This is a genomic window from Paenibacillus sp. N119s (assembly GCF_059447605.1).
This window is the reverse complement of the sequence record NZ_JCAJRU010000201.1, coordinates 1-9,406: the sequence shown is the minus strand read 5'-3', so window position 1 is coordinate 9,406 and position 9,406 is coordinate 1. Positions and strand designations below refer to the sequence as shown.

Genomic DNA, 9,406 nt, shown 5'->3' with positions numbered 1-9,406 from the left:
CAGCGAACATGTTCATGGCTTTTTTGACGCTACTTTCTATTCGTTTATGGCTTAAATAGGTTTGCGTACAGACCCTAATAAAAATGTTAAAGTCGGAGAAATCGTAGATATGCCGTTCGGGAGAGTATTTAACTTTGCAGATCATGAAGACAATTACTTTGCTGTAATGGAAAAAAAAGTGAATAATGAATTTATAGATATGGATATATAAAATCCCTTGAGAGATCCAACTCCCTCCAGGGGATTTTTTTACATTGATAATCAAACGCATGTTCGCATATAATACAAACAAACGTTCTGATGAGGAGTGGAAAATGATGCTGGAGAAATATGTGGGGCAGATCGTGGAAATCGTGTATATGGACCGAAAGGGCAAACTGTCTCATCGCCGGATAGAGGTGCATCGTGTGCAGAATGGTTTGATCCGGGCCACCTGTTTGCAGTCGGGTCAGCCACGTGTTTTTCGATTAGATCATGTATTGGCATGGCATCCGGTAACCAGAACAGCATAGGAGGGAACTTACGATGGGGAAAAAGCTTGAAGGAAACGGCATATGGGAAAGTTCGCGTATGATTTTGCCCGAACATCGGGAGGCATATTTAAGACTGATGAAGGAGCAGGGAAGACGCGGCAAGCCAACACTTGACGATCAGGAGATGCAGCAGATTGAACAGGCCATTGTCGTATCCTATAACGAACGGAAGCCTATTACGCTAAGAGTTTTCAATCCGTTTGATGATGAGGAGTTGTGCGGATTGGTTACAGTGATTAACACAAGTCGGCGAGAAGTAAAGCTATCCCGTGGGGAAGAGGATTTTAGCTGGATTAAGTTGGAGGAAATTATCGAGGCGGATATCTAAAACGGTCTGACCAGAGAACATTTTATATGGGTTCAGTCGTTTTTTATATTAAGGTTGTGGCTTTGTGGTTCCAGATTTACAATAAAACTGTAACTGCAAAGGGGGAGTTCGTTTTGAAAATAAGTAAACATAATGCTGAACATTATATATGGGGAGATCAATGTGATGGTTGGCGTTTGGTGAAAAATGATGATTTGAGCATTATTCATGAGCGTATGCCGGGAAACACCCATGAAGTCAGACATTATCATCACCATGCGCGCCAATTTTTCTTTATTTTATCAGGTACAGCGGTACTTGAGGTGAATGGTGAACGAATCCAATTAGGGTCTCAGGAAGGATGTGAGGTTCCTCCTCTGGTGCCCCATCAAATGTTTAATGAAACGAATGAGGACGTTGAATTTTTGGTTATTTCACAGCCTGCCAGCAGAGGCGACCGGGTTCTGACCGAAAACTAATATGAGGGGATAGCCCATCCCAAACGGCATTTTGGACAAACAACGTTAGTGTATAAAAAACCAGCCTAGCACATGTAAATCAAGTGCCGGACTGGTTTTTTTCATCAATAGATATCCGTTGCATCTGCAGGGAGAGCTTTTACATGATAGAGATAGTTTGTCACACGTTGATCGTCGAGACTGCCATAGATGTTCATAATCTGCATCCGCAAACGTTTGGATATAGGTCGTCCAAAGATCAGGCTCAAGGTGCTTCTCCAAATATTTCACCTGCTTACCCGGATCTGCCGTGAAGTCGGTTTGTATACCAATACGCCATTCCAGCAATCAAGTGAAGCATATCTCTTACAGGTCGATCCAACATGAACTTGGCATAGGGAAGCTCATGCCGCCATAGTCCTTTAGCCACATAAGTACTGACCCACCAGAACTCATTACAAGCGTCTGCATAAGTTTGGGCAGTTGGAGGAACTGTCTCATAATCTTGAAGAATTGGCGATGGAAAAGGCTTCACCAGACCGTCTTTATCCAAGAGCAGCACACTTAAGCTGTCTCGGTGCCAATTGGCAATGTTTTCTGTAGGACAGAGCGTAAGATCTATGCGATTTTCATCGGTAAATAACATGAGAAAGGCAAAGCGATCACGGGATGTCGAAGTAAGTTTCGTATGCTCATCAGGCGTCTGCATAATGATCAATTCTCCAAAGTGGCGAATCCAGCCACGTTCCTGAATAAAGCTATCCATGGAAGATACTATAGTCGTCTCCACAAGCGATATCGAAAGGAAAAAAGCGTAGACAACACAGCAGAAGTAATAATGGCGACCAGCTCAAGAATCGTCAAGGAAAACGACCTCCTATAAGTTTTTGTCTGGAAAAGGTATCCTACTCTTACAATAGCCTATACCCAGAAGCCATTCAAGATTCCTACTGAGTTCATTGAATAAAAGGATAGAATGCAACAGAGAAAGGGTCTTAGCAGTAACCAAGCTTAAAAGAATTGTTCAGAATTTGTTCAGTGACGACATTGTATAATACCAAGCAGCAATTATAGATTTATTTCAGTAGGAGGAAAGGTATGCACTTTTGCAAGTCTACTAAACGATTCACATACGCATTGACAGCAGTATCACTAATCTTCTCATCGGCCATCTCGGTGACAGATGCTGGTGCAGCACCAATCGCACAACCCAACTTAATCCAAGACGGAACATGGAGCAAGTCTGACACTTGGATGGATGCTCCAGAGAACTATGTTGGCAGGTCTTCGGACACAACGTTAGGATATTACCGATCAGCGATTCAGTTTAACATGCCTGAGCTGACAGACAAGGTTGTAGCGAAGGCAACCTTGCGAATTTATATCTCTTCTATTAGCTATAGCTCTAACTTGAATCCTTTTTTGACTGTGTATGGATCGACTGCTGATGTTTGGAGTAACGGAGCTTTTCCACTGAACCCGATGGATCAGCCTTTGAATACGAAAACAGGCTCAGACCTTCAAGTAGGCTGGGTTGATTTTGATGTTACCCCTTTTGTACAACAACAGACGGATGATATTGTCTCATTTGCATTGCTCGCCAATGAAGCAGGGAACCCTGGAGACTATTCGGAAATTGCATATTCGGCTGATGACAATGACGTAAATGCTCCCCAGTTGATATTGGAAACAGCAGCCCTGCCCGTTGTATCCAAAATGCCTGAGGTAGCTGCTGTAACCACTGAGGAAGATATCCCGACATCCAATATAACCATTACACCCAACCCGCAAGATTCAACGGTAGTGACACATTATCAAGTTACGAACATTATCGGAGGCAGACTATATCATAGCGATGGGGTAACGGAGATTTCTGATGGAACTTTTATCACGGCAGCAGAAGCCAGCGACGGCGTGAGGTTTGTGCCTATGGCAAACGCCAACAATGCAGCGGGAGACACCTTCTCTTTCGATGTAAAGGCGGCTCAGAGTGCAACGGGGGATGGACTAAGCGATGCTACTAGGGCTGTTGTCCATGTTACGGAAGTAAACGATGCTCCGACAGCTCAAGACCAAACGCTATCCTCCATTTCAGAAGACTCAGGAGAGCGGACCATCCCTTTTACAGAACTGCTTGCGCATGCGTCAGCCGGTCCGAATGAGAATGGTCAACATTTAACGATATCCTCAGTCATCAGCATCGCTGGAGGCGCTGTACGATTGGACGGAACCAATGTAGTTTTTACACCTCAGCCGGATTTTGATGGAATCGCTGGCTTCTCTTTTACCGTTACAGATGATGGAACATCGAATGGTGCCGCAGTTCCGCTGTCGGTGGTTAAGCAAGCGTCCTTTCCGGTCAATTCCGTTGCTGATGTCCCTAATGTAACAGACGCTTTGACAGAGGAAGACAAGCAAAGCTTTGATGGACTGATCCTTACTCGTAATCAAGTGGATGGAACTGACGTGTCGTACTTTAGAATCTCAAACATTATTGGTGGAACCCTCTATAAAAACGATGGGGTAATGGAAATCCGAGATGGTCAATTCATTTCTGTAGCGGATGGCGAAGCAGGGCTTAAATTTATGCCAAATCTTTATGCTAACTCTCCATCAGGTGATCATTTCAGTTTCGACGTACAATCATCGCTAGATATGTCTGGAACAGGGATCAGCGAGGCCAACCAAGCTAAAATCACTGTAAGTGAGGTAAACAATAGTCCGATAGCTGTGAATGATACACTGCCATCGTTACCGGCAAATGCAGGAACACAATCCATCGCTGTTGATGACCTCTTAGCAAACGACACGGCAGGCCCTGTCAATGAGAGCTTACAACATCTGAGCATCGCATCGGTAGAAAATGCACAAGGTGGCACGGTAGTTTTAGACGGAGCGGTTGTGCTGTTCACTCCGAATTCAGGCTACCAGGGTCCAGCAAGTTTTGATTATACTGTGATTGATAACGGTACAACGAACGGAGCGTTAGATGAGAAGAGCTCGACGGCTACCGCTTCATTCACTATCAACTCAGTGCCAACACCAGATCCGGTGCCAACGCCAGATCCGGTGCCAACACCAGATCCAATGCCAACGCCAGATCCGACGCCAACGCCAAACCCGGGATCAAGAGATGATAACTATGCGGAATTACGTCCTTCTATTAATAATAAAAAAATGCTAGTAGGGGATACAGAACGGCTTATAGCCAGCGTTGTAAAATCAGACTCGTCAGAGATTGATGTCACTGATAAAGCAACCTGGACTTCTAGCAACATGAATGTCGCTACAGTTACTCAGGGAGAGATTAGGGCTCTTTCAGAAGGAAACACGGTAATTTCCGCCACATACAGCGGATATAGCTTTAACGTTCCAATTACAGTAACAGCGGTTGTTGCTCCCGCACCGTCCGGTAATGCTGGCAGTGATTCCAGTAGTTCCAGCGGTAGCGGGTCTGGCCATCGAAACAGTGACCATTCTAGCGATGATTCCAGCAGTAATACGGCAACATCAGCTGTATCATCTTCATCGGTAACTGTATCTAAAGAACCAGTAGCTGTACCTGAAGAACTGGTGACTGAACCAACTGTTCCTGTGCAAGACATATTCAACAGTAACGTAGTGATTGCAGACAACAAAGTACTGCAGAATATAAAATCTAAAGCAGAATCTGCTTTAAATTCTTCTACTAATGTTAAACCGTCAGACCTACAAGGACATTGGGCAGAAAAGACGGTCGAAACGTTTTCAAAGCTGGGTATCGTAAATGGATATAAGGATGGCAGTTTCAGACCTGATGGTGAAATTACCCGTGCAGAGTTTTCTACTATCATCTCTAGAATCTTCGATATTAGTGCTGGAAACCAGCCTGTGGTTTTGAACGATATTGGGGATCACTGGGCGCAGGATGCCATAACAAAACTGACCACAGCAGGAGTATTAAACGGCTATGAGGACGGTACATTTAGACCAGACCAAACGATCGTTCGTCAAGAAATGGCTGCCATTTTGGCGCGGATCTTGGATTTAGACCGATTGAAAAAGGACACCTCGAATGAAAAAAGCTTCACCGACCTGTCCACTTCTTTTGCGGCTGATACGATTAAACAATTAGCACAAGCTGGTGTGCTTTCGGGTATAAGTACGGGTCAGTTTGGACCTAAGTATCATGCGTCACGTGCTGAAGCCTTGACTGCGATTTATAATGCACTTAGTTTGAACAGCGAAATTAAAACCGTATTGGAAAGTTTGGAGCAGTAATCTGGAATGATGTAGAGGCGAGCCTATGTGGCTCGTCTTTTTGGTTGAGAAGCAACGTGACAATTGTTATGTTGTACAACAATCCATCAACCATATAGTTGATGAGCTTTAAGACTTGGTACCTACGGCAAGCATATGCGGGCTCATACCGATCACGGATTCCTGCTCTTCAACCTGCTGTGCTATATCCAGCAAACGTCTGCGATGGGAGGGAATCGCCCATTTTTCTTCAAATCCGGGTGCAATCCAGACGGGGCCTTCCACACCCAAAACACGAGGCTCCTGCAATCCAGCCGCCTGCCAGTCTGCACGCAAGGCATCCGGTGTATGAAAGTAGGAGTGTGTGATAAAAGAGGGATAAGCCGCCGGTCGTACATGCTGACCATCTGTTAACTCCTGTCTGACCATATCCATGAATGCATCTTCCTCTAAAATGGTATTGCACTCGCCGTACACCGATAGCCCCCACAGTAACGAGCCAAACCTGGAAATAGCCGAAGTAATCAGCGTTCCCCCCTTTTTTAAGACACGCGCTGCTTCTTGCAGTGCTTTTACTCGTTCCTTCTGTTCTGTTAAATGATATAAAGGTCCCATCAATAGCACGATGTCCGCGCTTTCATCTTTACGATCAATATTTCTGGCATCTGCGGTCTCCAGCTTGCTGATGCTGGGTTTATTCAGTTGCTGCTGACGAGCGAATTCAATGGCTTGAGAAGAAAGATCAAATAGATGAACTTCATATCCCAGTTCTGCCAGCCATGAAGAGTAGACCCCTACACCGCCGCCGATATCATAAATAACATGAGTGGATTTGCTGAGATAACGGGAAATGATTTTTTTTGATCTTTCCAGCTCTATTTTTCCGATGCCGCGCTCTAATCTACCTATTTCTGCTCCGCCATCATAATAAGTCAGAATGTCATGTGTATCTTTTTCGGACATAGTGCACCTTGCTTCAAGTGATTGGAATAATATAACATTAACACTTATATAATGAGCAAGTCTACTGTACCTTTGAGAACGCTTTGAACCCCACAAATATAAATTGCATATATTATCAAGCAAGTCGATCCATAAGATATGAGTTTGAGAGGGGAAGAATACGTGATCATACATGTATACGCATTATGCTGGAACGAAGAAAAGATGCTCCCGTTTTTTTTTAAGCACTATGATAATATAGCCGACCAATACTACATTTTCGATAATGACTCGACTGATAATTCTATATCCATGTTAAAGGCACATCCCAAAGTAAATATGAATAGATTTGAAATCGAAGGTAATTCTGTCGTGAGATCAGCACAAGATCTATTCAACCAATGTTGGAAAGAAAGCAGGAATAAGGCAGACTGGATTATTATCTGTGACGTAGATGAACATTTTTATCACCCTAACCTTAGAACATATTTGCAGGAATGTACTTCGAAAGGGATAACATTGATTGTCCCTAATGGTTATGAAATGGTTTCTGATTTTTTTCCTAATAGCCAGCAACCATTATATGAAACGGTAAGGAATGGTGTAAGAAGTCAAACGTACGATAAGCCTCAAATATTTAATCCAAGTGCGATTCAAGAAATAAATTTTAGCCCTGGTAGGCATACTGCTGAACCTGCTGGGAATGTAATAAAGCCATCTAATAATGAAGTACTATTGTTACATTATAAATACTTGGGATTTGACTATCTGAATTCACGTTTCTCAGCCTTGAAACAAGGGCTACGGGAAGGGGATACCACTAATCGATGGGGATTTCACTATTTGTGGGATGAAAATCAAAAAATGGAACAATTTAAGGATTTAAAAAATAGATCTGTAAGAGTGTTGTAGCATGAGCTGTTGTCGCAAGTGAGATTTGTAAGTAACTATTATAACCTTCACTGTTTCTGTGTAAACGTGCTTGCAAGAGAGTATAGTTTATTTGAAGTTGATCTACAAGGATAAAGGCACTTTTTTCTCAGGGTGCCTTTATCCTTTTTTATGGTTGGAAAAGAAAAAATGGTGAATCAGCTTGCTTAATGCTCGGTCACTGCTTTTTAATGCCCAAAAATTTAAAACGGCTTGAATAAGTAAATATCTATTTTAATTTTAATAGGTAAACAAACAATCATATGTAACAAGTTATTAATATGATACATGGAGCTACATTAATCCCTATTCTGTTCTATATAGATTGAACTTTAAAAAATATAGTAGATAAAGGCCTAAATATAATTTTTAGTTCAATATATATAGTATTTTTATATAATATGGATTTATAGTTAATAAATAGAAAAGGAGAGATGAACTTAATGGCTGTATTATCAACTGGACCTATTGAGAATAGTCCTGTTAGTGGGATCAGGCCTATTCAGCAGGTTACCGTTAAAATAATTAACCGTGATTTGGTCAATTCTTCAACTATTTTAATTCAGGGCTACATTTTAAATGGTTTACGAACATTGTATGTACTAGAACAAATAGCTTTAGCCCCCAATGCAGTTGTTACGAGAAATTATCTAGCGAACTTCGACGCTTATGAATTCGTTTTTACCACAAGCGGTTTAGCAGAAGAAAGTACTGATATTTCAGTTTGGGGGAAAAACGCGAGCGGTACAATCATTGATGTTCAGCGTATTGTTGCGGATGATCAATTAGAGTCTTAAAACTCAACATATGTATAGAGATAGAACCACAATCGCAGCAAATGGTTGAGACATAAAATGGAGGGAACAGGATATTGAGAAAGATCTCACTGTTCAACAAATGACTTTACTAGAGAGGAGGGAGTGTCTAAATGGCAGTATTATCAACTGGACCCATTGCAAACGATCCTGTTCTAGGAGTCAGACCCACCCAACTAGTCACAGTAAAAATAGATAACCGAGATTCTGCAAATTCTTCTACTGTTTTGATTGAGGGTTTTATTTTAAACGGTAGCAGAACATTATATGTACAACAACAAGTAGTAGTGGGACCAAATGCAGTTTTGACTAGTAATTTCTTTGCAGGTTTCAACGCATTTGAGTTTGTGTTTACCACAAGCGGACCAGCAGAGGATGAAACTCAAATTTCTGTTTGGGGTAAAGATGCATTGGGACAATTAGTACCTGCGCATCGGTTAGTATCTGATGAACTTTTAGGAACCGATCGAGGCGTCCAGGGACCTCAGGGTGTCCAAGGCGTCCAAGGTGCTCAAGGTCCTCTAGGTCCACAAGGCGTTCAAGGCCCTCTAGGTGCTCAAGGTCCTCTAGGTCCACAAGGTGCTCAAGGCCCTCTAGGTGCTCAAGGCCCTCTAGGTGCTCAAGGTCCTCTAGGTCCACAAGGTGCTCAAGGTCCTCTAGGTGCTCAAGGTCCTCTAGGTCCACAAGGCGTTCAAGGCCCTCTAGGTGCTCAAGGCCCTCTAGGTCCACAAGGTGCTCAAGGCCCTCTAGGTGCTCAAGGCCCTCTAGGTCCACAAGGCCCTCTAGGTCCACAAGGCCCTCTAGGTCCTCTAGGTCCACAAGGTGCTCAAGGCCCTCTAGGTCCACAAGGTGATCAAGGACCACAAGGAGTTCAAGGAGTTCAAGGTGATCAGGGACCTCAAGGAGTCCAAGGCGACCAAGGACCTCAAGGAGTCCAAGGTGATCAAGGACCTCAGGGCGTTCAGGGTGATCAAGGACCTCAAGGACCTCAAGGCGTTCAAGGAGACCAAGGCCCTCAGGGTGTCCAAGGAGACCAAGGACCTCAAGGTGATCAAGGACCTCAAGGAGTCCAAGGTGATCAAGGACCGCAAGGAGTCCAAGGTGATCAAGGACCTCAAGGCGTTCAAGGAGACCAAGGCCCTCAGGGTGTCCAAGGAGACCAAGGACCTCAAGGTGATCAAG

General features: G+C 43.5%; 11 protein-coding genes. 7 read left to right on the top strand and 4 right to left on the bottom strand.

What is annotated here, in order from left to right:
• The first annotated feature begins 317 nt into the window (after nt 1-317).
• The 3 genes from AC5V8P_RS19670 to AC5V8P_RS19660 all read left to right on the top strand — a co-directional run bounded on the left by AC5V8P_RS19670 (nt 318) and on the right by AC5V8P_RS19660 (nt 1,319).
• Entirely contained in the window at nt 318-512 is a 195-nt protein-coding gene (locus tag AC5V8P_RS19670; protein ID WP_063212554.1) for a hypothetical protein, read from the top strand.
• A gap of 13 nt (nt 513-525) precedes the next feature.
• Nucleotides 526-861, top strand: coding sequence for a YolD-like family protein (locus tag AC5V8P_RS19665; protein ID WP_063212542.1), 336 nt, complete (start codon nt 526-528; stop codon nt 859-861).
• A 113-nt stretch (nt 862-974) separates the two neighbouring features.
• Nucleotides 975-1,319 (top strand): cupin domain-containing protein, encoded by a 345-nt coding sequence (locus tag AC5V8P_RS19660; RefSeq protein WP_064795774.1) that lies wholly within the window; start codon nt 975-977, stop codon nt 1,317-1,319.
• Between the two features lie 45 nt (nt 1,320-1,364).
• Here AC5V8P_RS19660 and AC5V8P_RS19655 read toward each other — a convergent pair whose 3' ends face one another.
• Nucleotides 1,365-1,589 (bottom strand): aminoglycoside 6-adenylyltransferase, encoded by a 225-nt coding sequence (locus tag AC5V8P_RS19655; RefSeq protein ID WP_269203129.1) that lies wholly within the window; start codon nt 1,587-1,589, stop codon nt 1,365-1,367.
• A gap of 4 nt (nt 1,590-1,593) precedes the next feature.
• On the bottom strand, nt 1,594-2,088 hold the full coding sequence (locus tag AC5V8P_RS19650) for an aminoglycoside 6-adenylyltransferase (RefSeq protein ID WP_495473793.1): 495 nt from the start codon (nt 2,086-2,088) through the stop codon (nt 1,594-1,596).
• Between the two features lie 308 nt (nt 2,089-2,396).
• Here AC5V8P_RS19650 and AC5V8P_RS19645 point away from each other — a divergent pair, with 308 nt between their 5' ends.
• On the top strand, nt 2,397-5,558 hold the full coding sequence (locus tag AC5V8P_RS19645) for an S-layer homology domain-containing protein (RefSeq protein ID WP_064795761.1): 3,162 nt from the start codon (nt 2,397-2,399) through the stop codon (nt 5,556-5,558).
• A 108-nt stretch (nt 5,559-5,666) separates the two neighbouring features.
• Here the strand turns inward: AC5V8P_RS19645 and AC5V8P_RS19640 are convergent, their stop codons facing one another.
• Nucleotides 5,667-6,500 carry a class I SAM-dependent methyltransferase gene (locus AC5V8P_RS19640; RefSeq protein ID WP_064795760.1) on the bottom strand — a complete coding sequence of 278 codons (834 nt, stop codon included), beginning with the start codon at nt 6,498-6,500 and terminating at the stop codon, nt 5,667-5,669.
• A 162-nt stretch (nt 6,501-6,662) separates the two neighbouring features.
• On the opposite strand from AC5V8P_RS19640, the gene AC5V8P_RS19635 reads away from it, so the two are divergent.
• On the top strand, nt 6,663-7,391 hold the full coding sequence (locus AC5V8P_RS19635; protein ID WP_013370968.1) for a glycosyltransferase family 2 protein: 729 nt from the start codon (nt 6,663-6,665) through the stop codon (nt 7,389-7,391).
• A gap of 461 nt (nt 7,392-7,852) precedes the next feature.
• On the top strand, nt 7,853-8,206 hold the full coding sequence (locus tag AC5V8P_RS19630) for a hypothetical protein (protein ID WP_064795759.1): 354 nt from the start codon (nt 7,853-7,855) through the stop codon (nt 8,204-8,206).
• Between the two features lie 369 nt (nt 8,207-8,575).
• Here AC5V8P_RS19630 and AC5V8P_RS19625 read toward each other — a convergent pair whose 3' ends face one another.
• Nucleotides 8,576-9,088, bottom strand: a complete 513-nt coding sequence (locus AC5V8P_RS19625) for a hypothetical protein (RefSeq protein WP_231116751.1) — start codon at nt 9,086-9,088, stop codon at nt 8,576-8,578.
• Between AC5V8P_RS19625 and AC5V8P_RS19620 the strand changes: the two genes are divergently transcribed.
• Nucleotides 9,074-9,406: hypothetical protein (locus AC5V8P_RS19620; protein WP_495473792.1), on the top strand; the 333-nt coding region annotated here is incomplete at its 3' end. The genes AC5V8P_RS19625 and AC5V8P_RS19620 overlap by 15 nt on opposite strands.

Bases quoted from the DNA above. Each gene is read 5' to 3' on its own strand.
- AC5V8P_RS19665 (WP_063212542.1), top strand. From the start codon at position 526: ATGGGGAAAAAGCTTGAAGGAAACGGCATATGGGAAAGTTCGCGTATG.
- AC5V8P_RS19645 (WP_064795761.1), top strand. From the start codon at position 2,397: ATGCACTTTTGCAAGTCTACTAAACGATTCACATACGCATTGACAGCA.
- AC5V8P_RS19670 (WP_063212554.1), top strand. From the start codon at position 318: ATGCTGGAGAAATATGTGGGGCAGATCGTGGAAATCGTGTATATGGAC.
- AC5V8P_RS19640 (WP_064795760.1), bottom strand. From the start codon at position 6,500: ATGTCCGAAAAAGATACACATGACATTCTGACTTATTATGATGGCGGA.
- AC5V8P_RS19630 (WP_064795759.1), top strand. From the start codon at position 7,853: ATGGCTGTATTATCAACTGGACCTATTGAGAATAGTCCTGTTAGTGGG.